Genomic DNA, 24,495 nt, shown 5'->3' with positions numbered 1-24,495 from the left:
CACGGAGGAGGCGCGATGACCACGATCAAGCCCACGCCTGTGGTGCCCCATCCGGGGGCGGCGCGCGCACGGCCGAAGGGTTCGTACTTCCTCTCGCTGTTCAAGACGACAGATCCCAAGCAGATCGGGATCATGTACCTCACCACGTCGTTCGCGTTCTTCATGATCGGCGGCGTGATGGCGCTGCTGATGCGCGGCGAGCTGGGGCGGCCGGGCCTGCAGTTCCTGTCGAACGAGCAGTACAACCAGCTGTTCACCATGCACGGCACGATCATGCTGCTGCTGTACGCGACGCCGATCCTGTTCGGGTTCGCGAACTACATCCTGCCGCTGCAGATCGGCTCGCCGGACGTCGCGTTCCCGCGCCTGAACGCCTTCTCGTACTGGCTGTACCTCTTCGGCGCCATCATCACCGTCTCGGGGTTCCTGACGCCTGGCGGTGCGGCGGACTTCGGCTGGTTCGCCTACACGCCGCTGTCCTCGGCCGTGCACTCGCCGGGCATCGGCGCGGACCTGTGGATCATGGGTCTGGCGATCTCCGGCCTGGGCACGATCCTCGGCGCGGTCAACATGACGACCACCGTGGTGTGCCTGCGGGCGCCGGGCATGACGATGTTCCGGATGCCGGTGTTCACCTGGAACATCCTGGTCACGTCCGTGCTGATCCTGCTGGCGTTCCCGATCCTGACCGCGGCCCTGATGGGTCTCGCGGCGGACCGGCACCTCGGGGCGCACGTGTTCGACCCGGCCAACGGCGGCGTCATCCTGTGGCAGCACCTGTTCTGGTTCTTCGGCCATCCCGAGGTGTACATCGTCGCGTTGCCGTTCTTCGGGATCGTGACGGAGATCTTCCCGGTGTTCAGCCGCAAACCGTTGTTCGGCTACAAGGGCCTGGTGTTCGCGACGCTGGCGATCGCGATGCTGTCCGTGGCCGTGTGGGCGCACCACATGTACGCCACGGGTGCGGTGCTGCTGCCGTTCTTCGCGCTGATGACGTTCCTGATCGCGGTGCCGACGGGCATCAAGTTCTTCAACTGGATCGGCACGATGTGGAGGGGCCAGCTGACGTTCGAGACGCCGATGCTGTTCTCGGTCGGCTTCCTCGTGACGTTCCTGTTCGGCGGTCTGACCGGCGTGCTGCTCGCGTCGCCGCCGGTGGACTTCCACGTGTCCGACACGTACTTCGTGGTGGCGCACTTCCACTACGTGCTGTTCGGCACGATCGTGTTCGCCACGTACGCCGGCATCTACTTCTGGTTCCCGAAGATGACCGGGCGGATGCTCAACGAGCCGCTGGGCAAGCTGCACTTCTGGACGACGTTCATCGGGTTCCACGGCACGTTCCTCGTGCAGCACTGGCTGGGCAACGAGGGCATGCCGCGCCGCTACGCCGACTACCTCCCGTCCGACGGCTTCACGACGCTGAACACGATCTCCACGATCAGCTCGTTCCTGCTCGGCGCGTCGGTGCTTCCGTTCGTGTGGAACGTCTTCCGCTCCTACCGCTACGGCGACCCGGCCCCGCAGGACGACCCGTGGGGCTACGGCAACTCGCTGGAGTGGGCCACGACGTCTCCCCCGCCGCGGCACAACTTCAAGGAGCTGCCGCGGATCCGCTCGGAGCGTCCGGCGTTCGAGCTGCACTACCCGCACATGGTCGAACGGATGCGGGACGAGGCGCACTTCTCGCTGACCCATCCCGGAAAACACCGGGCGGGCAAGGACGAGGCCACCGAGAAGGCGCTCGCTTCCACCGACCGCGACGGGGCCGACTAGCGGCGTCCGGGGATCATCCCGGCGTCGACCACGGCCTTGCTCAGCGGCGCGGCCAGCTCGACGAACCGCTGCTTCTCCTGGTCGGAGAGGACGTCGTAGGCCGGCGCGGCCATGCGGTCCGTGTCGTCCTCGATGCCCTGCCGCAGCTCCCGTCCCTGCTCGGTGAGCAACTGGTCCTCGCCGACGAGCCCGCGCTGCTGCAGGTCCGCGACCGTCGCCGCCCACTGCTCTTCCGACCACGCACGCGTCTTGCGCAGCACGTCGGCCGGGTAGTCGCCCGTCGCGACGTGCAGCACCAACGCCTCGATGCCGCTGATGTTGTGCCGGAGAAGGGCCGCGAGGTGCCCGTCGCCGCGGAACTCGCGCAACAACGTCTGGGCGTGGAACAGCTGCAGACGGGGTTCGTCCGGCCACGGCAGGCGCGCGTGCGCGGCGAACAACGTGCGGCCGCTCAGCATCTCCTTCGACCGCTCGGCAGCGCGCTTCGCCAGTTCGGTGATCTCCTTCAGGTCGTCCGGCAGGGCCTTCGCGAGCGCCTCGTCCGCCGCCTCCCACCGCAGTTCGAGCATGCGCTCCGGCGTGACCTTCTCCCACGCCTGGGGAATGCGCGCCCGCACGATCTCGGGGTTGAAGTTGTAGAAGGTCGCGATCACGACGTCGGCCCCGACCGCCCCCAGCGCCGCCGCCCGTGACGCGAAATACCCTCCAGGCCGGTCGAGCCCGACACTCGCGTACCGGGACTCCGCCTCCGGGGCGAAGTAGATCATTCCGTGCACGGCCTCGAGCGAACGAAACAGGTTCCTGATCATGTGTCCAACCTAGAACGTTCCGGCTCGTAAGTCAGGCGCCAAAAATTGTCAGACCCCTCTGCCAAGCTTCTCGACGTGGACCCGAACACCTTCTGGAAGCTCATCGCCGACGCCCGCGCGAGCGTCTCCGACCCGTCCGACGGCGAGGCGGTGGCCGACGCCGCCGCGACTCTGCTGGCCGCCCGGCCGCCCGCGGAGATCGTTGCGACGCAACAGGTCCTGTGGGATCTGCTGGCCACGTCGTACCAGAACCCGCTGTGGGCGGCGGCCTACCTGATCAACGGCGGCTGCTCGGACGACGGCTTCGACTACTTCCGCGGCTGGCTCCTCACCCAGGGCGAGGAGACCTACAACTCAGTCGTGGCCTCGCCCGACGCGCTGGCGTCCTTACCGGCGGTCGTGGAGGCCGCCGAGTCCGGCATGGAGTTCGAGTGCGAGTCGGCCCTGTCGATCGCCTGGAACGCCCACATCAAGGCCACCGGCATGCAGTTGCCGCAGGACGCCTTCCGGATCCGCTACCCCGACCTCGACCCGGACTGGGACTTCGACTTCGACGACAGCGCCGAACTGGCCACCCGCTTACCCTGCCTCGCCGCGCTCTACGAGTCGTGAGGTGCCCGGCTGCCGGCAGCTGATCTCCACCGCGCGTGCCGGTGCCGAGACCTGCTGCGAGGTGGCCGCCCGCGCCACGTCACCGGCCGACGAACTGCGCCCGTGGTGGCTCGAGTTCGACGACGAGCAGGCGCTCCGGTTTCTTCCCACGCCTGTCCGCGCTCTAGCTGCGCTGAACGGGTGGCCGGGCGACGAGCACGCCGAAAGCCGCGTGGTCCAGCCACTGCGGAATCCTGGGCAGTGCACGGATCTGCGCGTTGTGGCGCCCGATGAGCTCCAGGTCGAGGGCCGCGATCACCAACCCGGCCACCGCCCCACCGACCACACCGCGCACCCGAAGCCGTGTCAGCACGAACGCCCAGAACGCGGACACGGCCAGGTGCACGACAACGCCCGAACGAACGCCACCGCCGACCAACGACCCGGCAGCTCTGGTGGCGCGCAACAGGTCGTCACCCACCACCAGCGCGTGCACGGTCGAAGGAACTCCACTCAGCACAACGGCAAGGAGGAACCGCATCAACGACGCCGGCGCCGAGACTTCAGGTAGTCGCTGACCACAGCGGCCCCGAGTCCTTCCTCGTCCGCCGACACCACACGTCCACCGCCTCGCCGGGCCACGATGTCGACGAAGGCGGCCAGCCGGGGGTCGTCGCCCAGCTTGAACACCGAGATCGTCGCACCGAGCCGAGCCAGCGCGTCGACCTCGTTCAACGTCTTGGCCAGGGTCCGGGGCAGCGGCGGGTAGTTGAACTCGGCATCCCCGTCGGGCTCCAGGTGCGCCGTGGGTTCGCCATCGGTCACGACGAGCACCACGGGCTGCGCGTCCGGATGGCGACGCACGTGGCGCCCTGCCAGCAACAGGGCGTGGTGCAGGTTCGTTCCCTGTTCCCACACGCCTTCCAGCGCGGTCAGCTGACCGATGTCCACGGCCTCGGCGTAACGCCCGAAGGTCACCAGTTGCAGAGCGTCCGTCCGGAAACGGGTGCGCACGAGGTGATGCAGGGCGAGGGCCGTGCGTTTCATCGGCACCCAACGGCCGTCCTGCACCATCGACCAGGAGGTGTCCACGCACAGAGCGACAGCCGCACGGGTGCGGTGTTCGGTTTCGGACACTTCCAGGTCCACGACGTCGAGGGACATCGAGCCGGAGCGCAGCACGGAGTTGCGCAGGGTTCGTGGCACGTCCCAGGGTTCGGTGTCGCCGAACTGCCAGGGTCTGGTCGAGCCGATCAGTTCGCCCGCGGCGCCGGCCGAGGTGGTCTCGCGTGAGCCCTGTGACGACCGCAGCTGGTCCACGACGCCGCGCAGGGCCGCTTCGCCCAGGCGCCGCAACGCTTTGGGCGTCAGGCGCAACGAACCGTCCGGGGCGCGTTCCACGATGTTCTGCTGGCGCAGCGCCTTTTCCAGCTCCGCCAGGCGACGGGCGTCGACCGAGGCCGACTCGCCGAGCTGGCGTTCCAGGGCTTCGAGGTCGATGTCCTCCAGGCGTGCGCCCGGATACGACTGCGAGAGCTGTTCGGCCAGGGCGTCGAGTTCGGCGAGGTCCGCCATGGCCTGCGCGCCCTCGCCCAGGCCCAGCGGGTCCTGGCCGCGGAAGCGGGCGGACGACGTCCAGTCCTCACCAGGGCGCAGGCGTTGCAGCAGCGAGTCCAGAGTGGACAGAGAGGAGCCGATGCCACCGAAAGCCTGCTGGGACAACGCGGACAGCTCGGTTCGCTGGGCGTCGGTCATCGAGTTCATCATGCGTTGCGCTGCGGCCGAACGGGCGGCCAGCGCGTCGATGAGCTCGTCGACGTTGCGGGGCTTCTCCGGGAAGAACTCGCCGTGCTTGCGCATGAAGTCGTCGAACATGCGCGGCGTGTCCGGGGAACCGGAGGCGTGTGCTTCCAGTAACGAGTTGAGGTCGCCGAGCATCTGCTGGATGCGCTTGACGTCCTCGGCGTCCACGTTGGACATGGCTTCCTTCATGCCCTGGAAGCGCTGATCCAGCAGTTCGCGGCCGAACAGGTCGCGGATCTGCTCGAACGCCTCGCGGGCCTCCTCGGAACGCCAGTCGTAGGAGGACAGCTCCTGCACGGCCGCGGCGGTGCCCGGCGGCAGGGCGTCGAGCTGGGCCTCGCGGAAGCGCGCGTCGTCGGACGGATCCGGGAACAGCGCGCGGCGCTCGGCCTCGACCGCCTTGTCCAGCAACTGCTTGACCTCGGTCAGCGTGCCGTCCAGGCGGTGCCGCCGCTGGATCGACGCGCGGCGCTGCCACAGGCGTGAGGTCATGTCGTCGAGGCCGCGGGTGCCGTCGACGCCGCGGCGCAGCAGTTCGCGCAGGGCGGACGCCGGTGAGGCGCCCTCCATGATCTCGCGGCCGAGTTCGTCCACGGCCGCGCGGAGGTCCACCGGGGGCGCCAGCGGATCGGCGCCGCCGCCCCAGCGTCCGTAGCGGTATCTCATCCGTACACCGATCGGTCGTCGTCGGAGGAGTCGTCCTTCGACAGGTGGCGGGTCAGGTACAGCGACTCCAGGGCCAGTTCCACGGCCGAGGCGATGCGGCCGACGGGATCCTTCGGGCCCGCGCCCATGCGGGCCGCCACCTCGTGCAGGATCGGCAGCTCCGGCAACGCCGCCAGCAGGTCGCCGGCGTGCACGCGGTCGCCGGTCGCGACGGGGTGGCCGTCCGAGACGACCTCGGCCAGCGCACGCAGGTTCAGCCCCGCCAGACGGGCACGGGCGGTGTCGGCGATCGAGCGGCGCAGCAGGTGGACCAGGACCTCGTCCTCACGGCCCTCCTCACCCGCCTCGAACTCGAGCTTGCCGCGCAGCACGTCCGGCACCGACGCGAGGTCGACCGGGCGGGCGATGGCCGGGGTCTCGCCGATCAGCGCGGACCGGCGCAGTGCCGAGGCCGCGACGGTCTCCGCCGCCGCGACCGCGAACCGGGCGGAGACGCCGGAGCGCTGGTCGATCGACGACGACTCGCGCAGGTTCCGGACGAACCGGGCGATGATCTCCAGCAGGTGGTCGCCCACCTCGGCGACGAGATCGGCCTCCTGGCGGACCAGGTCGACCTCGGCGTCGATCTCCAACGGGTAGTGCGTGCGCACCTCGGCGCCGAAGCGGTCCTTCAGCGGCGTGATGATGCGGCCGCGGTTCGTGTAGTCCTCGGGGTTCGCGGTCGCCACGAGCAGCACGTCCAGCGGCAGCCGCAGCGTGTAGCCGCGGACCTGGATGTCGCGCTCCTCCATGACGTTGAGCAGGGAGACCTGGATGCGTTCCGCCAGGTCGGGCAGCTCGTTGATGGCGATGATGCCTCGGTGGGCGCGCGGGAGCATGCCGTAGTGGATCGTCTCCGGGTCACCGAGCGAACGGCCTTCGGCGACCTTCACGGGGTCGACGTCGCCGACCAGGTCGCCGACGGACGTGTCGGGCGTCGCGAGCTTCTCCGCGTAGCGCTCGTCGCGGTGCCGCCACACCACCGGCAGGTCGTCGCCGAGTTCGGCGGCCCGCCTCTTCGACTCGGGCGTGATCGGGTCGAGCGGGTGTTCGCCCAGCTCGGAGCCCTCGATGACGGGCGTCCACTCGTCGAGCAACGACACGATGGTGCGCAGCAGGCGGGTCTTGCCCTGCCCGCGTTCGCCGAGCAGGACGACGTCGTGGCCGGCCAGCAGAGCGCGCTCCAGCTGAGGGAGCACCGTGCGGTCGAAACCGACGATGCCGGGCCACGGGTTGCGTCCTTCGCGCAGGGCCGCGAGGAGGTTCTCCCTGATCTCGGTCTTGACGCCGCGCGGCAGATGCCCGGCGGCGCGCAGTTCGCCCGCCGTGCGGGCCAGGTTCTGGGTCACGCAGACGACGCTACGCACCGAATCGGGACCCGTCGATGTGGAGCAACTCCAGGCGCGGGCCGGGCCCGTGCGCCAGAATGCGGGCGACATGAGTGACAGCGTTGATTTCAGATGGGCCCCTTCACCGGCGGACTGGCGGGCCAGCCTGCGCGCGATGGTGCCGATGTTCAGATGGGCGCCGTGGTTCGCGCTCGTGCTCGCGGTGGTCTCGCTGGTGCTGCTGATCGGCTTCGACGACGCGCTCTTCGTGGCGCTCTTCGGCCTGGTGTGCGCGCTGGTCATCGGGTTCATGGAGCCGGTCGCGGTGTGGTGGCGCTTCTCGTCCGACGAGATGATCAGCCGGACCGTGGTGGGCAGCGCCGACGAGCAGTCGTTCCGGATGGCCGTGGGCAACGCCGTGCGCGAGGAGATCGTCTGGCAGGAGCTGCCGGGCTGGACCGAGACGCGGCAGGGCTTCGTGCTGGAGACGCTCGACGAGGGCGCGGCGTCGCTTTCCGTGCCGCACCGGGCTTTCGCGTCCGATGAGGACACCGCGTCGTTCCGCACCCTCCTCGAAAAGCACATCGGTCCGGCCAATTAGTCGTCTCGGATCGGGCACACCGGGTGGGGCTCCCGGGGCCGGGCCACGTAATCTCGTCGGGTGTCCTGTGCAAGTGCCACGCTGGTCGTGTGGACGTCGGGATGGCTGCACGGTCTAGCCGCCGCCGACGACGTCCTCGACGCCCTGCACATGTGGGCCGAGCAGCACGAGGTGGTGGCCGACGACGACGGCACCGCCACGGCGCTCGACCTCCCCGGTCCCGACGAGGCCCCCGTGGGGCCCGCTCTGCTGCTGGCCGCGCTGCGGCGTGCGGGCGCGACCTCGGCTCGGCTGGTGCTACCAGTACCGGGCGACGTGCGAGGCCTGGGCGGCAAGGGCCCGCTCTCGACGTGCGCGCTGCGGTCCGGTGAGGCCCTCGTGGTGCCGTCCGTGCACATCGGGCTCGTGCCGAAGATCGTGGCGGACGGCGTGATGCGCTGGACGGTGTTCGACCTGCCGTCGTCCACCGGCCTGGAGCACATACCGATCGGCGAGGCCGAGCACGGCCTGGGCGCGGCGCTGCGCGAGGCGACGGCCGCCCTGGCGTCGCTCGACGTGGCCAAGCACCGCCCGAACGTGCGCAAGGAGATCACCGACCTGGCGGCGGAGAACTCGACGCTGCCGTGGCCGGACGCGATGCCGCCCCGCTCGCTGCGAGTGCTCCAACGGGCCGCCGAGGTGGCCGCGATCGTGTCCGTGGCGAGCTCCGACTCCCCCGGCGGCGCGATGTCGGCGTCGGCGATGACCGCGCGCACCGAGGCGCTGCGGCCGGTGTCGGAAGCCGTGCGCCGTGCACGGTGCGCGGCGGTCGACGAGGCCGTGCGTGTGCTGGCGGACAGCGGAGCCGGCCGGCACTGACGTCAGCTGACGAGGACGCGTGCCTGCGGGCACGCTGAACGCCGGACCTGCACAAGCACTGATCCAAACGAGTGGTTCTCCTCCAGCGACCCCGCCCTGGCGGGCAACTCCCCCAGAACTGTCGGTGCCCCGACATAGGGTGCCGATCGGGGAGGAACGCCGGATGGAGGACGTCGACCAGCGCCGGTCGAGCACAGCGCCCAGGTACGCGGGCGCCCTCATGCTGGCCGCGGTAGCCGGGCACCTGCTCTCGGAGACGGCCACCGGGGCGCTCTCGACCTGGCAGTCGTGGGTGCTCTACGGCATCGGCGCCACGCTGCTCGTGCTGTCCGCGTCCGCGATCGACCGGTTGAACCAGTTGGTCAAACGCATCCGGTTGCGCTGGGTGGTGTTCACGGCCGTGCTGGTGGTCGCGGCGGGACTGATCGCGCTCGCGGCACCGCCGGTGATCGCGTACGGGCGGGTGCTGCTGCTCGGCTGTCCACAACCGACCGAGGTGCGGGTCCTGACGTCGCAGGACGCGTTGCCCGCGATCGGGGAGGTGGCGCGGAAGTTCGAGCAGCACACGGCCGCGGAGAACCACGGGTGCCGCACGGCGCGGCTCTACGTGTTCGCGGCGCCGGGCAACCGGGGTGCGATCGCGCTGCGGTCCTCCTGGTCGTCGCCGGAACTGCGGGAGATCGGGCCGCACCCGGACGTGTGGCTGCCGGACTCGACCACGGAGACGAACGAGGTGGTGCGCCGCACCGGCGGCATCGGGTCGGCGGTGCGCATCACGCCGGGCGACTCCGTCGCGTTCTCGCCCGTCGTGCTCGCGGTGCCCACGCCGATCGCGCAGGACGTCGTCTCCGGCTCCCCGGAGACGTGGGGCGAGCTGATGACCAAGGTCGGCAGGACCGAGATCGCGATCGGCAGGCCGAACCCGCTGATGGCGATCGACGGCAGGCTCGCCACGGTGGCGTTGTACGAGTCGCTCGAACCGGCCGTCGTCGAGCGCAGGGTCACGGAGACCGACCGGCCGCAGCCGGGCGCCGCGATGATCACGACCGAGCAGGTCCTGGTGCGGCACAACAAGACCGGCTGTGCGCAGAAGCCGTGCCTGACCGCGCTGTACCCGTCGGACACCTACCGCGCCGACTACCCGCTGAACCTCGTCGAGTGGGACGCGCCGGACGTGTCCAACTTCGCCGCCCGCGCGCCGGCGAAGGCGTTCCAGGCGTGGCTCGGCACGCAGGAGGGCATGACGGCGCTCAACACCGCCGGGCTGCGTCCCGCCCGGCAGGCCGCGGGGGCCGAGTTCCGCGAGGAGTACGGGGTGCGGGCCGGCCTGGCGCTCGACCGCGCCGAGGCCGCACCCGACGAGGAGGCCCAGACCGCGTTCCTGAAGAAGTACGAGCAGGCCAAGAGGGACGGACGCGTCTGGCTGACGCTCGACGCGTCCGGGTCGATGGTCGAGCCGACGGCCACCGGTGAGAAGCGGTTCGACGTGGCGGTCGAAGGTGTCCGCAAGGCGCTCACACAGATGGGTGCCGAGGACACGTACGGCCTGTCCGTGTTCAACGACACCGAGGTCCGGCCACTCGTCCCCCTCGGCAGGCGGGACAAGGAGGCCACCACCGCCGCGTTGAACGCCGTGCGGCCCACCGGTGGCACGCCGCTGCACCAGGCGATCCTCGACAGCCTCGACCGGGTCGGCGCCAACGACGCGGACCACGTCAGCGCGGTGATCGCGTTGACCGACGGCGAGGACACGACGAGCCCGCAGACCCGGCAGGACGTGGTGAACGCGGTGCGGCAGAAGGGGATCCGGGTGTTCGTGATCGCCGTCGGCGAGGCCAGCTGTGCGGCCCACGCGCTGACCGCGATCACGGACGCGTCCGGCGGTGAGTGCCGTGACTCGACCACGGACACGCTCGGCGACGACCTGGCGGCGTTGTTCCGCCGGGTGTGGGGAGGTGCCGGATGAGATGGGTGCGGCGCACGTGGGCGGCTCTGCCGAGGCTGGGCCCGCCCGGTGTGGTGTGGGCGAACCGGTCGTGGCTCGCGATGGGCGTGGCCGTCGGCATCGTGCTGACGATCCTGTTCACCAGCGGGGTGCAACCGCTCTTCCGCGAGCCGACCGACTGGGAGAAGGGCAAGCTCGTCGTGCTCAGCGGCCGCGACCAGAGCGACGGCGGCCAGCGGCGCGCGTTGATCAACCAGTGGAACGCCGAGCACCCCGAACAGCCCGCGGAGATCATCGAACTGCCCACGGAGGCGGACGGCCAGCGCAGCGAGATGGTCGCGCGGGCCAGGGAGAAGGCCGACAACGCGGACGTCTTCAACCTCGACGTCACCTGGACCGCCGAGTTCGCCCAGTCCGGCTACCTGCGTCCGCTGTCCACCGTGGACACCAGTGGCTTCCTGCGGCGTCCGCTGGAGAGCTGCCGCTACCAGGGCGTGCTGTGGGCGTTGCCGTTCAACACCGACGCGGGCCTGCTCTTCTACCGCAAGGACCTCGTCCAGGACGAACCCCTCGGCCTCGACGACATCGCCGACACCTCGACCCGAGCGCTGCGTGCCGCGCAGGACGCCCGCCTCACCGCCGGTTACGCGGGCCAGTTCCTCGACTACGAGGGCCTCACCGTGAACGCCCTGGAGCTGATCTGGGCGGAGAAGGGCGACGTCGTCGACGAGAGCGGCAAGGTCGTGATCGACTCCGACCGCACCCGCCGCGCCCTGCGCTGGCTCGCCGACGGCCTCAAGGGCGAGAAACCCGTGGTGCTGCCCGAATCCCGCGCGCAGAACGAGCAGCTGACCACCCAGGCGTTCCGCGACGGCAAGGTCGTCTTCATGCGCAACTGGCCCGTGGCCCACCGCACCCTGCAGGGCAACCGCGGCGAGTCCGCGGGCCGCCCCGCCATCGACTTCGAGGTGGCGCAGCTGCCCGGCCCGAGCGTGCTGGGCGGCCAGAACCTCGCGATCTCCGCCAAGTCCGCCAAACCCCGCGCCGCCCAGGCCCTCATCGAGTTCCTCACCGGCCCGCGCAGCCAGCAGCTCCTCTTCGAACGCGGAGGCCTCGCCGCCACCCGCAGCATCGTCTACCAGGACAGCCGGGTCGCCACCGAACACCCGTACGCCCGCACGCTGCTGAAGGCGATCGAGGACGCGCGATTACGGCCGCTCACCCCGTACTACTCGCGCTTCAGCGACGAGTTCCGCACGATCGTCCGCTACGCCCTCGACCACGACGGCGCCCTGCCCGGCAACGCCGAGGAGGCGCTGACCGCGGCTCTTCAAGGCCGGTGATCAGGGCGTGCGCCTGCGCAGCGTCACCGCGCCCAGCACCAGCGCCAGGAGTCCGCACGCCGCCACGATCGCGAGGTTGCGCACCAGTTCACCCGTGACGTCGGACGACTTCGTCACGGCCGTGAGCGCGTCAACGGCGTACGACAGCGGCATGACGTTCGACAGCCATTCCAGCGCGGGCGTCATGGCCTCTCGTGGCGCGAACAGCCCGCACAACAACACCTGCGGCATCACGAACAACGGCATGAACTGCACGGCCTGGAACTCGGTGCGCGCGAAGGCACTCGCGAACAGGCCCAGTGCCGTGCCCAGCAGCGCGTCCAGCCCGGCGATGACCACGAGCAGCCACACCGAGCCGCCGATCTCCAGGCCGAGCCACGTCAGCGAGATGCCGACCGCGACCAGCACCTGGACCAGCGCCACGATCCCGAACGCCAGCGCGTAGCCGAACAACAGGTCCAGCTTGCCCATCGGCATCGTCATCAACCGTTCCAGCGTGGCCGTGGTGCGCTCGCGCAGGGTCGTGATCGACGTGACGATGAACATGATCGCGAACGGGAAGACCGCCAGCAGGGCCGGTGCGGCGCGGCTGAAGGCCTGGTCGGAGTTGAAGACGAACCGCAGCAGGATCAGCAGCAGCGACGGCATGAGCACCATCAGCGCGACGGTGCGGCGGTCGTGGCGGAACTGGGTGAGGATCCGCACGGTCGTGGCCAGCAGGATCGAGGTGTTCACGCTGTCTCCTTCGCCCGGACCAGCGAGAGGAACGCCTGCTCCAGGTCGCTCGTGCCGGTCTCCGACAGCAACGCCGCCGGGGTGTCGTCAGCCAGCAGCGCGCCATCCCTCATCAGCAGCAGCCGTTCACAGCGCGCGGCCTCGTCCATGACGTGGCTGGAGACGAGCAGCGTGACGCCACGATCAGCGAGTTCCCGGAACAACGTCCACAGCTCGTCGCGCAGCACCGGGTCGAGCCCGACAGTCGGCTCGTCGAGGACGAGCAACTCGGGCTTGCCGAGCAACGCGACCGCGAGACTCGTCCGCGACAACTCACCGCCGGACAACGACGACACGAGCTGCGACTCCTGGCCGCCGAGCCCGACCTCGTCGATCACCCGCCGCACGTCGGACCGGGGAGCCCGCAGCACCGCGCAGAAGTAGCGGAGGTTCTCGGCCACGCTGAGGTCGGCGTAGACGGCCGGGTTCTGGGTCGCGTACCCGATCCGGTTCCGCAACCAGGGGCTGCCGGCGGGGGCGCCGAGCACCGTCACCTCGCCGGACTCGACGATCTGCACGCCGACGACCGAGCGCATCAGCGTGGTCTTGCCGCAGCCGGACGGGCCGAGCAAGCCGGTGACGCTGCCCCGCGGGATCGTGCAGCTCACATCCCGCAGGACCAGGCGCTTGCCCCGGCGCACCCGGAGCCCGGTGACCTCAACGGCATCGGAACTGGTCATGCAACCAATTCTGCATCCGTTGAAAAACTGCTGTCTAGGTTCGGGCAGGCCTCTTGGCCGGTTCGCAACACAACGGCGCGCACGGGGCACCGTTCACCGTGCAGCCGGCCACCGCGAACGACGACAGCTTCCGCACGGGAGCATCGGCGGTGTGCTCGGCGACCAGTTCGACCACGAGCTCGGCGAAGCGCGGGTCCGCGTTCGGAGTGGCGGCGCGGGCGAACTCCATGCCCAGCTCCGCGGCACGGTCGCGCGCCTCGGTGTCGAGGTCCCACACGACCTCGAGGTGGTCGGACACGAACCCGATCGGGCACACGACGACCCCGGTGACGCCCTTGGCGTGCAGGGCGTCGATGTGGTCGACGACGTCCGGCTCCAGCCACGGGATCTGCGGCGGGCCCGAACGCGACTGCCACACGACGTCGTACTCGGTGACGCCCAGCTCCGCGGCCACGAGCCGCGAGGCCTCGACGATCTGGCGCGAGTAGCGGTAGCCGCCCTCCGCGGGCGGCCCGGCGGCCTTGTCGGCGGACACCGGCACCGAGTGCGCGGTGAAGACCAGCCGGTACGGGCCGTTCAGGGACGCGGCGGCGGCGCGGATGCCGTCGGCGAAGGAAGAAATGAACAGCGGGTGGTCGAAGAACTGGCGCAGCTTCACGAGTTCGGGGCCGTCCGGCACGGCCTGCAGGGCGCGCACGATGTCCTCGTCGTACTGGCGGCACGCGGAGTAGCCGCCGTACGCGCTAGTCGGGAACACCAGCGCGCGCTTGACGCCGTCGGCCTTCATCTGCGCGACGACGTCCTCGACCATCGGGTGCCAGTTGCGGTTGCCGAAGTAGATCGGCAGCTCGAAACCGGTGGCCCGCACGGCCTCGATGGCTTCGAGGTTCAGGCGGTTGATCGGCGACACGCCGCCGAAGTGCTGGTAGTGGGCCTCGACCTCGTCCAGCCGCTCCGGCGGCACGCCACGTCCGCGAACCACGTTCTCCAGAAAGGGACGGACGTCCTCAGGACCTTCCGGTCCTCCGAAAGACAGCCAGAGCAGCGCGTCGAAACTCACCGCTCCATCCAATCAGACGCCCGATCGCCTCACATGACGAACAGATGTGACGTCAGAGACCGAGGAAGTGCACGCCGCCGTCGACGAAGACCATCGAGCCAGTGGTGGCCGGGAACCAGTCGGACAGCAGGCCGCAGACGGACTTCGCGACCGGCGTGGGGTCGTCGACGTCCCACGAGAGCGGAGCCTTCTCGCCCCACATCTTCTCCAGCTCGCCGAAGCCCGGGATGGACTTCGCGGCCATCGTGCGGACCGGGCCGGCGGAGATCAGGTTCACGCGGATGCCGTCCGGGCCGAGGTCGCGCGCCATGTAGCGGTTGATCGACTCGAACGCCGCCTTCGCCGCGCCCATCCAGTTGTAGGCGGGCCACGCCTGGCGAGCGTCGAAGTCGAGGCCGACGACCGACGCGCCGTGCGAGAGCAACGGCCGCGTGGCCTGCACGAGCGCCTTGTACGAGTAGGCGGAGACGTGCATCGCGACGGAGACGTCCTCCCACGGCGCGTCCATGAACGGCGCACCGAGGCAGCTCTGCGGGGCGAAGCCGATGGCGTGCACGACGCCGTCGAGGCCGTCGACGTGCTCACGTACGCGGTCGGCGAGCGTGTCGAGGTGCTCCTGGTTCTGCACGTCGAGCTCGACGACGGGCGCGGGCTTGGGCAGGCGCTGGGCGATGCGCGTCACGAGGCTCATCCGGCCGAACCCGGTCAGCACGACCTCCGCGCCCTGTTCCTGGGCGACGCGTGCGACGTGGAAGGCGATGGACGCATCAGTGATCACACCGGTGATCAGCAGTCGCTTGCCTTCGAGCAGTCCGGTCACTTGATCCAACCCTTTCGCAGTAAGGAGACCAGCCGTAGTTCAGATAACTCAGTGGCCCATGCCGAGGCCGCCGTCGACCGGCAGCACGGCACCGTTGATGTAGCCCGCCTCGTTGGCCGCGAGGAACGTCACGGCGCGCGCGATCTCGTCGGCCGCACCGTAACGGCCGGCCGGGATCTGCTTGAGCGCTGCCTCGCGGACCGCCTCGGGCAGGTCCGCCGTCATGTCGGTGGTGATGAAGCCGGGCGCGATGACGTTCGCGGTGATGTTGCGCGAGCCGAGCTCCAGCGCGATCGAGCGCGCCATGCCGACCATGCCTGCCTTGGAGGCGGCGTAGTTGACCTGGCCGGCGCCGCCGGTGAGGCCCACTACCGACGAGATGAAGACGATGCGGCCGAACTTCTTGCGCAGCATGCCGCGAGAGGCGCGCTGGGCGAACCGGAACGCGCCGGTCAGGTTCGCGTCCACGACCTGGGTGAACTGCTCCTCGCTCATGCGCAGCAGCAGCGTGTCCTGCGTCATGCCCGCGTTGCAGACGAGCACCTCGACGGGACCGTGCGCGGCCTCGACCTCGGTGAACGCGGCGTCGATCTCCGCCGAGTTCGTCACGTCGCACTTCACGCCGAGCAGGCCTTCGGGAGCGCCGGACCCGCGGTGCGTCACGGCGACCTTGTCGCCCTGCGCCGCGAACGCCTGCGCGATGGCGAGGCCGATGCCGCGGTTGCCTCCGGTGACCAGAACGGACCGACTCACTAGCTCTCCTGAGAATCGCTGCTGGTTGACCGGGTGAGGTTATCGGCTACCGGCAGGTAGACCGGCATCGGCGGAGGCATGTCACATCGAGGCGGGCATGATCGGGTGATGCGGGCCTTTCTCGATCAGCTCCGGCGCGATGTGGACGGCGACGTGCTCGACGACCCGGCCAGCCGGGCTCTGTACTCGGCGGACGCGTCGAACTACCGGCACGTGCCACGCGTGGTCGTCCGTCCGCGCACGACGGACGCGGTGGTCGCGGCCGTCGGGCTGGCCGCCGAGCACCGGGTGCCGATCACCAGCCGTGGCGCGGGAACGTCCATCGCGGGCAACGCGTGCGGCACCGGCCTGGTGATCGACTTCAGCCGGTACCTGACCGCGTTCGAGATCTCCGGGGACCGCGCGTTCGCCCAGCCGGGCGCCGTGCTCGACAGGATCAACGCGCAGGCCGGCGACCACCTCTTCGGCCCGGACCCGTCCACGCACTCCCGCTGCACGATCGGCGGGATGATCGGCAACAACGCGTGCGGCGCGCACTCGGTGAGGTGGGGCAAGACCAGCGAGAACGTCACGAACCTCCAGGTCCTGACCGCCGACGGCCGCACGTTCGACACGACGAACCCGCCTCCGCTCACCCTGCCGGACCACGACCCGGCGTGGTTTCCCCAGCTCGGCCGCAGGGTCAGCGGGTACGCGCTGGACGCCCCGACGCTCACGCAGCAGCTCGTCGGCACCGAGGGCACCTGTGTCGTGCTGCTGGGCGCGGAACTGAAGCTCGTGCGCAGGCCGGAACGCCGCGTCCTGGTCGTGCTGGGCTTCGCGGACACCTACGAGGCCGCCGACCAGGTCACCCAGATCGAGAACGCGCTCGCGATCGAAGGTCTGAACGAGTCGCTGGTGCACAGCGTCCGCAGCCGCCCCGAGCTGCCAGAAGGGCGGAGCTGGCTGTTCGTCGAGGTCGAGGACGACCCCGGACGCGTCGCCAGGATCACCAGGAACTCGATGATCATCCACGATCCGGCGCAGCAGCGGGCACTGTGGCGGATCCGCGAGGACGGCGCTGGCCTCGCCACCCGCATGGCCGACGGCAGCGAGGCCTGGTCCGGCTGGGAGGACGCGGCCGTCCCGCCGGAGCGCCTCGGCGCCTACCTGCGCGAGTTCGACCAGCTGCTGACCGGGTACGGCCGTCGCGGCATCACCTACGGCCACTACGGCGAGGGGTGCATCCACGTCCGCATCGACTTCGACCTCGCGCACGGCTACCGCGAGTTCCTGCAGGACGCCGCCGACCTGGTCGTCAGCCACGGCGGCAGCCTGTCGGGCGAGCACGGCGACGGACAGGCGCGGTCCGAGCTGCTCAGCCGTATGTACCCGCCGGAGGCGATCAGGGCGTTCCGCGAGTTCAAGCACGCCTTCGACCCCGGAAACCTGCTCAACCCCGGCCGGATCGTGGAGCCGCTGAAGCTCGACGACGACCTGCGGATCCTGGTCGCACCGCCGAAGATCCCGACCCGCGCGGAGTTCGCGATCGACACGCGGCGGTGCGTCGGCGTCGGCAAGTGCCTGAACACCAAGGGCGGCGTGATGTGCCCGAGCTACCGCGTGACCAAGGAGGAGAAGCACTCCACGCGGGGCCGCGCGCACCTGCTGTTCGAGATGCTCAACGGCGACGTGGTCAAGGGTGGCTGGAGGTCGCCCGAGGTCGCGGAGGCCCTGGACCTCTGCCTGGGCTGCAAGGGCTGCAAGCGCGACTGCCCGGTCGACGTCGACATGGCGAGCTACAAGGCCGAATTCCTGCACGAGCACTACAAGAGGCGGATCCGGCCACTTGCGCACTACGCCATGGGCTGGCTGCCGACGTGGCTGAAGTACGGGCTGGTCAACAGGTTCACCGCGAAACTCGGCCGGTTTGCCGGGATCACGCCGGAACGCGAACTGCCGACGCAGACCACTCGCCTCGTCCGCCAGCTGCACCCGCTCGGCGAGGGCGATCCGGTGCTGCTGTTCCCCGACACGTTCACGAACCACTTCGAACCGGGGGTCGGCCTCGACGCCGCGAACGTGCTGGCACATCTGGGAAACCGGGTCGAGGTGCCGTCCGCGAACGTCTGCTGTGGACTGACGTGGCACTCGACGGGTCAACTCTCCAAGGCCCGCCGGGTGATCGAACGCACCGCGCGGGCGCTGCACCCGTGGACGAGCCAGGGCGTCCCGGTGATCGGCCTGGAACCGAGCTGCACGGCGTTCCTGAGGACCGAGGCCCCGAAGCTCTCGCAGGAACCGTCCGTCCACGCGCTGGCGCGGGCCACCCGGACGTTCGCCGAGCACGTCGCGCCGAAGCTGCCCGCACTCGAGGGCGCCCGCGAGGCCGTCGTGCAAACCCACTGCCACCAGTACGCGGAACTCGGGTTCGACCCCGACCGCGAGGCGATGGCCAAGGCGGGGCTGAAGCCGAAGATCGTCGAGGGCTGCTGCGGGCTGGCCGGGAACTTCGGTTTCGAGAAGGGGCACTACGACGTCTCGATCGCCTGCGCCGAACAGGACCTGCTGCCGGCGTTGCGAGAAAACAAGAACGCGCTGGTGATCGCGGACGGCTTCAGCTGCCGCACGCAGATCCGCCACACCACCGAACGCGAGCCGGTCCACCTGGCCAGCGCGCTCGCGGCCCGGCTGGGTGTGATTTACCGCTGACTAACCGCGCCCGGCCATCGTCGTGCGCATGCAGAAGAGGATTGGTGCCGCCGTGCTGGCGGCCGCGGCGATCGCGATGACCTTCACGGGGTCCGCGCAGGCCGAGACGAACCCGTCGTGCTCCAGCGGAGTCACGCAGATGGGCGCCACCAAGTACGTCAAGAGCGGTAGCACGACCATTGCGTCGGTCAAGCAGTTCAAGGGCTGTGGCAAGAACTGGGGCTACATCTACGTCTGGGACTCGTGGCGCGCGAACCACCGGACCTACAGCCTCTTCGCTGGTGTCCAGGTCCGCGGCGCCGAGTTCCCGAGCGGCTACAACCGGGCCGAGAACAAGCAGGAGCTGTGGTCCTACGGCACGGACACGCTGACCAAGTGCACCAAGGGTTACGGCTCCATCCTGGCGTCGGGCTACAGCGGCGGTGCCGAGACCGAGGAGCGTTGCTGACATGCTGAAGAAGATCAGTGCCACCGCCCTCGCGGCCGCGGCCATCGCCATGACGTTCACCGGCGCCGCTCACGCCGAGACGAACCCCAAGTGCTCCAGCGGGGTCACCCAGATCGGGTCGACGAAGTACCTGAAGCACGGTTCCGAGACCGTGGCGTCGCTCAAGCAGTTCAAGGGCTGCAACAAGAACTGGGCGTACGTCTACATCTGGGACGCGTGGAAGGCCAAGCACCCGTCCAACCACATCCGGGCGGGCATCTGGACGCGCACCAGTGACGGCGCGGTCGACTACGCGGGCCACGACGGCACCAAGCAGGAGCTGTGGTCGTACGGCGCGAACACGCTGAACGTCTGCACCTACGCGGCGGGCAACGTGTTCGGATCCGGTTACAGCGCCTCCGGTTCGACCGACGAACGCTGCTAGTGGCGGAAGGCGGAGGGCGGTCGCCGCAAGACCGCCCTCCGCGAGGCCTGCTCGATCAGCACCACTCGCCGGCGAGGGACAGCGAGTTCACCCAGCCCAGCGGGTTGTCGTAGTCCTGGCTCGCCACCCACTGGTCGGCGTACGGCGGAATGCACACCTTCTGGTTGGGCAGCACGGCGTAGTGCAGCTCCACCAGGTCTGGCGACGCGTCGCAGTTGTGCCACCAGAGTTGCGTGGGCGCGCCCGCCTCGTAGTGCAGGCCGCACACCGACGCCGTGCTCACGGGTGCGGCGGAGGCCGGCACAGTCAGAGTGAGCGCGGCGGCGGCAAGTCCCGCCGACAGGATCAGCGCACGAGTCTTCTTCAAGAGCATTCAGATTCCCCCAGAACCTGTTGTGATGGAACGACTACGTCCCGTGCATCCGAACGTACGGGAACCTCCGCCCGGCCCGCGGGCAACTTAACCGTCCCTTAGGCGCGTCGCCACGCACACGAAACAGACTTCATGGCTGATACTGCTCCCATGCGGGTGCTGTTGGTCGAAGACGACGACGGTGTCGCCGACGCCCTGGTGGAAGCGCTGCGGGCGAACGGCCACCGGCCTGCCCGCGTGCGCAGGGGCTCCGACGCGCTGATCGCCCACCGCGACGCGGACGTGGTGCTGCTCGACCTCGGCCTGCCCGACCAGGACGGCCTGGAGGTGCTGCGCAAGCTCCGCAGGATCGACCCGGTGCCGGTGCTCGTGCTGACCGCCCGCGGTGACGAACGCACGGTGGTGCGCGGGCTCCGGCTCGGCGCGGACGACTACCTGGTCAAGCCGGTGCGGCTGGCCGAACTGCTGGCGCGCATCGACGCGGTGGCGCGGCGCAGCGCGGCCCGGTCGCAGGAACCCGAGGACGTCGTGCGGGTGTCCGATGTGGAGATCGACCTGCAGAGCCGTCAGGTCGTGGTCGGCGGGCGCGAGATCTCGTTGACCACCAAGGAGTTCGACGTGCTGGCGGTGCTCGCGCGACGTCCCGGCACGGCGGTGAGCCGGCAGCAGCTGATGGACGAGGTGTGGGGCAACGCGTTCGTCGCGGTGTCACGCACGCTCGACGTGCACCTCACACAGTTGCGCGCCAAGCTCGACCGGCCGGGGCTGCTGCACACGATCCGCGGTTTCGGCTACCGGCTCGGTGAATAGATGCGGCAACGGCTTCTGTTGGTGCTGCTGCTGTTCTCGCTCTCGGCCGTGACGGCGTTCGCGTTCCCGTTGCTGATGAGCACCGCCTCCGAACGCACCCAGCAGTTCGTGATCAGCCGCACCGCCGACCTGGACCGCTTCGCCACACTGCCCGTCGACGTCGTGGTGTCCGAGGCGGAGCGGTACGCCGAGGTCTACGGCGAGGAGATCGTGGTCGTCGACGCGTCCGGCACGCCCGTCGTGGAGTCGGGCATGACGGCAGGGGACGTGTCCGCGCAGATCGACGCGGCCCTGCGCAACCAGCCCGCCGCGCCCGTGCCGACCGTGCTGCCGTGGAACGGCGGCGACGTCCTGTTCGCCCGCCCGGTCGGCATCGGCACGAAGGTCGCGGGCGCCGTGGTGCTGCGGGCTTCCACGCGTGTGGCCGCGCTCGACGTGGCACGGCGCTGGGCGATCGTGCTGGCCGGGGCGTTGCTGGCGGCCTGCGCGTGCGTGCTGCTGGCACTGGTCGTCTCCCGCTGGCTGCTCAGGCCTTTGAAGGAACTCGACCGGGGTGTGCGAGCGGTCGCCGAGGGCCAACGGCGCACGCACGTCGCCGACACCGCCGGACCGGCAGAGCTGCGGGCGCTGTCGGAGTCGTTCAACCGCATGTCCGATGCCGTCGCCGAGGCCGCCGACCAGCAACGACGACTGATCGCCGACGCCTCGCACCAGCTGCGCAACCCGATGGCGGCACTGCGGTTGCGCGTCGACATGTTGCCCTCCAACGGATCGCTGCTGACCGAGGTCGAACGCCTGGAGTCGTTGCTGGACGGGCTTCTCGCCCTCGCCAACGCCGAGAGCACCGCGACCGAACGCGCGGCCGGCGGCGTCGAACCCGAACTCGCGGATCTCCAGGTCGTGGCACACGACCGGGTCGACGCGTGGCGCGCGGCGGCCCAGGCGGAGGGCGTCACGATCACCGTCGACGACCGGGCGCCCGGACTCGTGCGGTGCGCGGTGTCGGACCTCGCGCAGGTGCTGGACGTGGTGCTGGACAACGCCATCAAGTACGGCGGTTCGGAGATCACGGTGGTGTGCGACCGCGCCACGCTGACCGTGCGGGACAACGGACCCGGTCTGTCCAAAAAGGACATCAAGCACGCCACCGAACGGTTCTGGCGCGGCGACGACACCCGGCGCGGCACGGGCCTGGGCCTCGCGATCGCGGAACGCATCGTCACCGCGCACGACGGAAAGCTGAAGCTGCACACCGACAACGGCCTGGTCGTGACGGTGGAACTGCCGAAGGAGCCGCTGCTGTGAGGCGCCGGACGTTCCTGCTGGGCATGCTCGCGGTGACCGCCTGCGGTTCCTCCGAACCGGACGGCACCATCAGGATCGCCGGCGGCGAGCCCGGCGGTTTCTACAACGACTTCGCCGGACTGATCTCGCGCCTCTCCCCCGCCCCGCTGACCATCACGCCGATCCAGACCGGCGGCAGCGCCGACAACCTCAGGCACCTGCGCGAAGGCACCGCCGACATAGGTTTGTCGCTGAGCGACAGCGCCCACATGGAACCCGGCCTCGTCGCACTGGGCCGCGTCTACGAGAACTACCTGCAGCTGGTGGTCCTGAAGTCCTCGCCGTACACGACCGCCGCCGACCTGATCGGCAAGCCGGTGTCCCTGGGCGCGGCCGGATCCGGCGCCGCCCTGCAGGGTTCACGGCTCGCGCTGGGCGTTCAGGAGGCGCACTACCCGTTGCGCAACGCGGTCGACGCCCTCAAGGCGGGCGAGATCGCCGCCCTGCTGTGGTCCGGCGGCGTCCCGACCCCGGAACTCGACAAGGCCAGCGGGATCAGACTCCTGCCGCTGGACGGCTTTCTGCCGAAGCTGCGCCAGGACCACGGCAAGGTCTACGAACGCGTGGACGTCCGCATGGGCGTCTACGGCTCCCCGGTCGACGTCCCCACGATCGGCACGCCGAACCTGCTGGTGTGCCGGCCGGATCTCACCGCAGAGCACGCGAGCGCCGTCGTGCGGCTGCTCGTGGGCAGAGCCGCCGAACTGGTGCCGGAACAGGCGCTCGGCACGCAGTACCTCGACGTGCGCAGTCTGATCGACACGGGCAAGGTGCCGCTGCATCCTGGCGCGGCGGCGGAGTACCGGAGGTTGCACGGTTGACGTCTGCTTCGCCACCACCGGCCACGCGGCCGAGAACGCCATGTCAGCGTTCCGGTCCTGTCGTCGTCGATGAACCGGCCGCGGACAGGGTGCGCAGATCGTCGAAGGCCTGAGTGAGGTGCGCGTCCAGGCCCTGTCCGGGGTCGTTCGTCCAGGCTTGGACCGCCTGGCGGTAGGCGGCCCAGCCGGTCTGAGCCGCGAGCGCGGCCAGCCGGTCGGGGACGGCGCGCCGCCGCAGCGCCTCGGCCACGACCTCGGTGAGCGACGCGTGCTTGGCCAGCTCGCGTTCTTGTAGCGCCGGTGTGGCGGCGATGACGGCGAATCGCGGCTCCGCGAACGAGCGGTTGGCCTCGAGTGCCCGGCCGGTTCTCCGGAAGGCGAGGAGCAGGATCTCGAACGGCCGCAGACCCTCCGGCGCCTCGGCCACCGCCTGCGCCAGAGACGCGCGCAGATCGTCCTCACCGTCGAACAGGACCTCACGCTTGTCTGCGAAGTGCCGGAAGTAGGTGCGCTCGTTGACGCCGGCACGGGCCGCGATCTCAGCCGTGGTGGTCCGATCGAAACCGCGTTCCCGGAACAGCTCCAGGGCCGCCTGCTGAAGGCGGCGGCGCGCTTCCAGTCCGCTTCTCGGCATGTCCTGAGCCTACCGCGTCATGTCAGTGACTGGCGCCACGTTGCGCCAGTCACTGACGTAACGTGTAGCGTCAGTGACTGACATCAAGTAGCGCCAGTCACTGACATGAAACAGGAGTGCCATGCGCGTCTTCGTCACCGGTGGTTCCGGTCAGACCGGCCCCACCGTCGTCACCGAACTCATCGAGGCGGGCCACACCGTCATCGGTCTGGCCCGCTCGGACGCTTCCGCCACCCGGCTGGAGGCGCTGGGCGCCACCTCCCACCGCGGCTCTCTCGACGACCTCGACAGTCTGCGCGGTGGCGCCGAGGCCGCCGATGGCGTCCTGCACATGGCCTACGGCGGCGACTACGCCGATCCGGACGCTCTCGCCCGTCGCGACCGCGGCGCGATCGAGGCGCTCGGTCAGGGTCTTGGCGGGTCCGGTAAGCCGTTGGTCATCACGTCGGGCACGTTGGTGATGCGGAGTGGCCGGGTCAGCACCGAGGAGGAGGCACCGGATCCCGACTCGGTCGTCGCCGTTCGCGTAGCGGGCGAGCGGGCGTGCCTGAGCTTCGCGGATCAGGGGGTGCGAGCCAGTGTCGTGCGACTCGCGCCGACCGTCCACGGCCCAGGCGACCACGGGTTCATCCCCGCTCTCATCGCCGCCGCACGCAGGGCGGGTGTCTCGGCCTACATCGGGGACGGCGCCAACCGGTGGCCGGCGGTCCACCGCTCGGACGCCGCCAGTCTCTTCCGCCTGGCGCTGGAGAAAGCTCCCGCCGGAAGCGTGCTGCACGCCGTCGGCGAAAGCGCCGTGACGATCAAGAGCATCGCCGGGCAGATCGCGCGGATTCTCGGCGTCCCCAGCGTCTCGCTCACCCTCGAACAGGCCGCCGAGCACCTCGGAAACCCCTTCTTGGCAAGGTTCTTCTCGCTCGACGTACCCGTCTCCAGCGAGCACACACAGGCCCTCCTGAACTGGGCGCCGAAGCACAGGACCTTGCTGGAGGACCTCGAGACCGGCGACTACTTCACCCCACAAGCCAGCGCTCGCGCCGAGGAGATCTGGTCGCCACACCACGAAACACACGCGCACAGCCAAAGCTGACCCACGGCCCCGCG

24 protein-coding genes are annotated in these 24,495 nt (G+C 69.8%); 13 read left to right on the top strand and 11 right to left on the bottom strand.

Annotation, left to right across the window (positions count from 1 at the left end; all coding sequences use genetic code 11):
* Positions 1 to 15: 15 nt before the first annotated feature.
* Complete coding sequence (gene ctaD / locus ACIRG5_RS09160) at positions 16 to 1,776, top strand: cytochrome c oxidase subunit I (protein ID WP_402902406.1); 1,761 nt, start codon at positions 16 to 18, stop codon at positions 1,774 to 1,776.
* Here the strand turns inward: ctaD and ACIRG5_RS09155 are convergent.
* On the bottom strand, positions 1,773 to 2,585 hold the full coding sequence (locus ACIRG5_RS09155) for a hypothetical protein (RefSeq protein WP_402902403.1): 813 nt from the start codon (positions 2,583 to 2,585) through the stop codon (positions 1,773 to 1,775). The genes ctaD and ACIRG5_RS09155 overlap by 4 nt on opposite strands.
* 75 nt (positions 2,586 to 2,660) lie before the next feature.
* Here ACIRG5_RS09155 and ACIRG5_RS09150 point away from each other — a divergent pair, with 75 nt between their 5' ends.
* Positions 2,661 to 3,197 carry a DUF4240 domain-containing protein gene (locus ACIRG5_RS09150; protein ID WP_402902400.1) on the top strand — a complete coding sequence of 179 codons (537 nt, stop codon included), beginning with the start codon at positions 2,661 to 2,663 and terminating at the stop codon, positions 3,195 to 3,197.
* A 163-nt stretch (positions 3,198 to 3,360) separates the two neighbouring features.
* Here the strand turns inward: ACIRG5_RS09150 and ACIRG5_RS09145 are convergent, their stop codons facing one another.
* From ACIRG5_RS09145 to ACIRG5_RS09135, 3 genes are read right to left on the bottom strand one after another with little or no spacing between them, the layout of a single operon-like run.
* A complete protein-coding gene (locus tag ACIRG5_RS09145; RefSeq protein ID WP_402902397.1) occupies positions 3,361 to 3,672 on the bottom strand; it encodes a hypothetical protein in 312 nt (103 codons plus the stop codon).
* A gap of 44 nt (positions 3,673 to 3,716) precedes the next feature.
* Positions 3,717 to 5,645, bottom strand: coding sequence for a VWA domain-containing protein (locus tag ACIRG5_RS09140; protein WP_402902394.1), 1,929 nt, complete (start codon positions 5,643 to 5,645; stop codon positions 3,717 to 3,719).
* Complete coding sequence (locus tag ACIRG5_RS09135; RefSeq protein ID WP_319973163.1) at positions 5,642 to 7,033, bottom strand: sigma 54-interacting transcriptional regulator; 1,392 nt, start codon at positions 7,031 to 7,033, stop codon at positions 5,642 to 5,644. The genes ACIRG5_RS09140 and ACIRG5_RS09135 overlap by 4 nt, the downstream gene beginning before the upstream one ends.
* Positions 7,034 to 7,187: 154 nt before the next feature.
* Here ACIRG5_RS09135 and ACIRG5_RS09130 point away from each other — a divergent pair, with 154 nt between their 5' ends.
* From ACIRG5_RS09130 to ACIRG5_RS09115, 4 genes are all read left to right on the top strand, one after another.
* Complete coding sequence (locus ACIRG5_RS09130) at positions 7,188 to 7,613, top strand: hypothetical protein (protein WP_402902390.1); 426 nt, start codon at positions 7,188 to 7,190, stop codon at positions 7,611 to 7,613.
* A 60-nt stretch (positions 7,614 to 7,673) separates the two neighbouring features.
* Positions 7,674 to 8,471 (top strand): hypothetical protein, encoded by a 798-nt coding sequence (locus ACIRG5_RS09125; RefSeq protein WP_402902387.1) that lies wholly within the window; start codon positions 7,674 to 7,676, stop codon positions 8,469 to 8,471.
* A 163-nt stretch (positions 8,472 to 8,634) separates the two neighbouring features.
* The gene (locus ACIRG5_RS09120; RefSeq protein ID WP_402902385.1) at positions 8,635 to 10,437 is read left to right on the top strand and encodes a VWA domain-containing protein; all 1,803 of its coding nucleotides are present in this window, start codon (positions 8,635 to 8,637) and stop codon (positions 10,435 to 10,437) included.
* Complete coding sequence (locus tag ACIRG5_RS09115; protein ID WP_402902382.1) at positions 10,434 to 11,759, top strand: extracellular solute-binding protein; 1,326 nt, start codon at positions 10,434 to 10,436, stop codon at positions 11,757 to 11,759. Before ACIRG5_RS09120 ends, ACIRG5_RS09115 begins: the two co-directional genes overlap by 4 nt.
* Here the strand turns inward: ACIRG5_RS09115 and ACIRG5_RS09110 are convergent, their stop codons facing one another.
* From ACIRG5_RS09110 to ACIRG5_RS09090, 5 genes are read right to left on the bottom strand one after another with little or no spacing between them, the layout of a single operon-like run.
* Positions 11,760 to 12,494, bottom strand: coding sequence for an ABC transporter permease (locus tag ACIRG5_RS09110; RefSeq protein ID WP_402902379.1), 735 nt, complete (start codon positions 12,492 to 12,494; stop codon positions 11,760 to 11,762). It lies immediately after the preceding gene.
* The gene (locus ACIRG5_RS09105) at positions 12,491 to 13,213 is read right to left on the bottom strand and encodes an ABC transporter ATP-binding protein (protein ID WP_402902376.1); all 723 of its coding nucleotides are present in this window, start codon (positions 13,211 to 13,213) and stop codon (positions 12,491 to 12,493) included. Before ACIRG5_RS09105 ends, ACIRG5_RS09110 begins: the two co-directional genes overlap by 4 nt.
* 34 nt (positions 13,214 to 13,247) lie before the next feature.
* A complete protein-coding gene (locus ACIRG5_RS09100; RefSeq protein ID WP_402902373.1) occupies positions 13,248 to 14,273 on the bottom strand; it encodes a ferrochelatase in 1,026 nt (341 codons plus the stop codon).
* A gap of 52 nt (positions 14,274 to 14,325) precedes the next feature.
* Positions 14,326 to 15,093 carry an enoyl-ACP reductase FabI gene (fabI, locus tag ACIRG5_RS09095; RefSeq protein WP_093588011.1) on the bottom strand — a complete coding sequence of 256 codons (768 nt, stop codon included), beginning with the start codon at positions 15,091 to 15,093 and terminating at the stop codon, positions 14,326 to 14,328.
* A 48-nt stretch (positions 15,094 to 15,141) separates the two neighbouring features.
* Positions 15,142 to 15,846 carry a beta-ketoacyl-ACP reductase gene (locus ACIRG5_RS09090; protein ID WP_330277353.1) on the bottom strand — a complete coding sequence of 235 codons (705 nt, stop codon included), beginning with the start codon at positions 15,844 to 15,846 and terminating at the stop codon, positions 15,142 to 15,144.
* Between the two features lie 108 nt (positions 15,847 to 15,954).
* Here ACIRG5_RS09090 and ACIRG5_RS09085 point away from each other — a divergent pair, with 108 nt between their 5' ends.
* Genes ACIRG5_RS09085 through ACIRG5_RS09075 form a run of 3 tightly spaced genes read left to right on the top strand, consistent with a single transcriptional unit; the run spans position 15,955 to position 19,409 of the window.
* The gene (locus ACIRG5_RS09085) at positions 15,955 to 18,537 is read left to right on the top strand and encodes an FAD-binding and (Fe-S)-binding domain-containing protein (RefSeq protein ID WP_402902370.1); all 2,583 of its coding nucleotides are present in this window, start codon (positions 15,955 to 15,957) and stop codon (positions 18,535 to 18,537) included.
* A gap of 28 nt (positions 18,538 to 18,565) precedes the next feature.
* Positions 18,566 to 18,985 carry a hypothetical protein gene (locus tag ACIRG5_RS09080; protein WP_402902367.1) on the top strand — a complete coding sequence of 140 codons (420 nt, stop codon included), beginning with the start codon at positions 18,566 to 18,568 and terminating at the stop codon, positions 18,983 to 18,985.
* A 1-nt stretch (position 18,986) separates the two neighbouring features.
* Entirely contained in the window at positions 18,987 to 19,409 is a 423-nt protein-coding gene (locus ACIRG5_RS09075; protein WP_402902364.1) for a hypothetical protein, read from the top strand.
* Positions 19,410 to 19,464: 55 nt separating this feature from the next.
* Here ACIRG5_RS09075 and ACIRG5_RS09070 read toward each other — a convergent pair whose 3' ends face one another.
* Positions 19,465 to 19,782, bottom strand: coding sequence for a hypothetical protein (locus ACIRG5_RS09070; protein ID WP_402902361.1), 318 nt, complete (start codon positions 19,780 to 19,782; stop codon positions 19,465 to 19,467).
* A gap of 150 nt (positions 19,783 to 19,932) precedes the next feature.
* Between ACIRG5_RS09070 and ACIRG5_RS09065 the strand changes: the two genes are divergently transcribed.
* From ACIRG5_RS09065 to ACIRG5_RS09055, 3 genes are read left to right on the top strand one after another with little or no spacing between them, the layout of a single operon-like run.
* Positions 19,933 to 20,592: a response regulator transcription factor gene (locus ACIRG5_RS09065; RefSeq protein ID WP_402902358.1), complete on the top strand. Its 660-nt coding sequence runs from the start codon at positions 19,933 to 19,935 to the stop codon at positions 20,590 to 20,592.
* A complete protein-coding gene (locus ACIRG5_RS09060) occupies positions 20,593 to 21,897 on the top strand; it encodes a sensor histidine kinase (protein ID WP_402902355.1) in 1,305 nt (434 codons plus the stop codon). It begins immediately after the preceding gene.
* A gap of 23 nt (positions 21,898 to 21,920) precedes the next feature.
* A complete protein-coding gene (locus ACIRG5_RS09055) occupies positions 21,921 to 22,757 on the top strand; it encodes a TAXI family TRAP transporter solute-binding subunit (RefSeq protein WP_402903120.1) in 837 nt (278 codons plus the stop codon).
* 43 nt (positions 22,758 to 22,800) lie between these two features.
* Here ACIRG5_RS09055 and ACIRG5_RS09050 read toward each other — a convergent pair whose 3' ends face one another.
* Positions 22,801 to 23,391 (bottom strand): TetR/AcrR family transcriptional regulator, encoded by a 591-nt coding sequence (locus ACIRG5_RS09050; protein WP_402902352.1) that lies wholly within the window; start codon positions 23,389 to 23,391, stop codon positions 22,801 to 22,803.
* A 121-nt stretch (positions 23,392 to 23,512) separates the two neighbouring features.
* Here ACIRG5_RS09050 and ACIRG5_RS09045 point away from each other — a divergent pair, with 121 nt between their 5' ends.
* A complete protein-coding gene (locus ACIRG5_RS09045; protein ID WP_402902350.1) occupies positions 23,513 to 24,481 on the top strand; it encodes an SDR family oxidoreductase in 969 nt (322 codons plus the stop codon).
* The last annotated feature ends 14 nt before the right edge of the window (positions 24,482 to 24,495 follow it).

This window comes from Lentzea sp. NPDC102401 (assembly GCF_044765805.1).
GTDB classification, from domain to species: Bacteria; Actinomycetota; Actinomycetes; order Mycobacteriales; family Pseudonocardiaceae; genus Lentzea; species Lentzea sokolovensis.
The sequence above is the reverse complement of the archived record's forward strand: the minus strand, read 5'-3'. Positions and strand labels throughout refer to the sequence as shown.

Coding starts and splice junctions, on each gene's coding strand:
- ctaD (WP_402902406.1), top strand. CDS start 16: ATGACCACGATCAAGCCCACGCCTGTGGTGCCCCATCCGGGGGCGGCG.
- ACIRG5_RS09155 (WP_402902403.1), bottom strand. CDS start 2,585: ATGATCAGGAACCTGTTTCGTTCGCTCGAGGCCGTGCACGGAATGATC.
- ACIRG5_RS09140 (WP_402902394.1), bottom strand. CDS start 5,645: ATGAGATACCGCTACGGACGCTGGGGCGGCGGCGCCGATCCGCTGGCG.
- ACIRG5_RS09130 (WP_402902390.1), top strand. CDS start 7,188: ATGGTGCCGATGTTCAGATGGGCGCCGTGGTTCGCGCTCGTGCTCGCG.
- ACIRG5_RS09120 (WP_402902385.1), top strand. CDS start 8,635: ATGGAGGACGTCGACCAGCGCCGGTCGAGCACAGCGCCCAGGTACGCG.
- ACIRG5_RS09115 (WP_402902382.1), top strand. CDS start 10,434: ATGAGATGGGTGCGGCGCACGTGGGCGGCTCTGCCGAGGCTGGGCCCG.
- ACIRG5_RS09105 (WP_402902376.1), bottom strand. CDS start 13,213: ATGACCAGTTCCGATGCCGTTGAGGTCACCGGGCTCCGGGTGCGCCGG.
- ACIRG5_RS09085 (WP_402902370.1), top strand. CDS start 15,955: ATGCGGGCCTTTCTCGATCAGCTCCGGCGCGATGTGGACGGCGACGTG.
- ACIRG5_RS09080 (WP_402902367.1), top strand. CDS start 18,566: ATGCAGAAGAGGATTGGTGCCGCCGTGCTGGCGGCCGCGGCGATCGCG.
- ACIRG5_RS09075 (WP_402902364.1), top strand. CDS start 18,987: ATGCTGAAGAAGATCAGTGCCACCGCCCTCGCGGCCGCGGCCATCGCC.
- ACIRG5_RS09070 (WP_402902361.1), bottom strand. CDS start 19,782: ATGCTCTTGAAGAAGACTCGTGCGCTGATCCTGTCGGCGGGACTTGCC.
- ACIRG5_RS09065 (WP_402902358.1), top strand. CDS start 19,933: ATGCGGGTGCTGTTGGTCGAAGACGACGACGGTGTCGCCGACGCCCTG.
- ACIRG5_RS09060 (WP_402902355.1), top strand. CDS start 20,593: ATGCGGCAACGGCTTCTGTTGGTGCTGCTGCTGTTCTCGCTCTCGGCC.
- ACIRG5_RS09055 (WP_402903120.1), top strand. CDS start 21,921: ATGCTCGCGGTGACCGCCTGCGGTTCCTCCGAACCGGACGGCACCATC.
- ACIRG5_RS09050 (WP_402902352.1), bottom strand. CDS start 23,391: ATGCCGAGAAGCGGACTGGAAGCGCGCCGCCGCCTTCAGCAGGCGGCC.
- ACIRG5_RS09045 (WP_402902350.1), top strand. CDS start 23,513: ATGCGCGTCTTCGTCACCGGTGGTTCCGGTCAGACCGGCCCCACCGTC.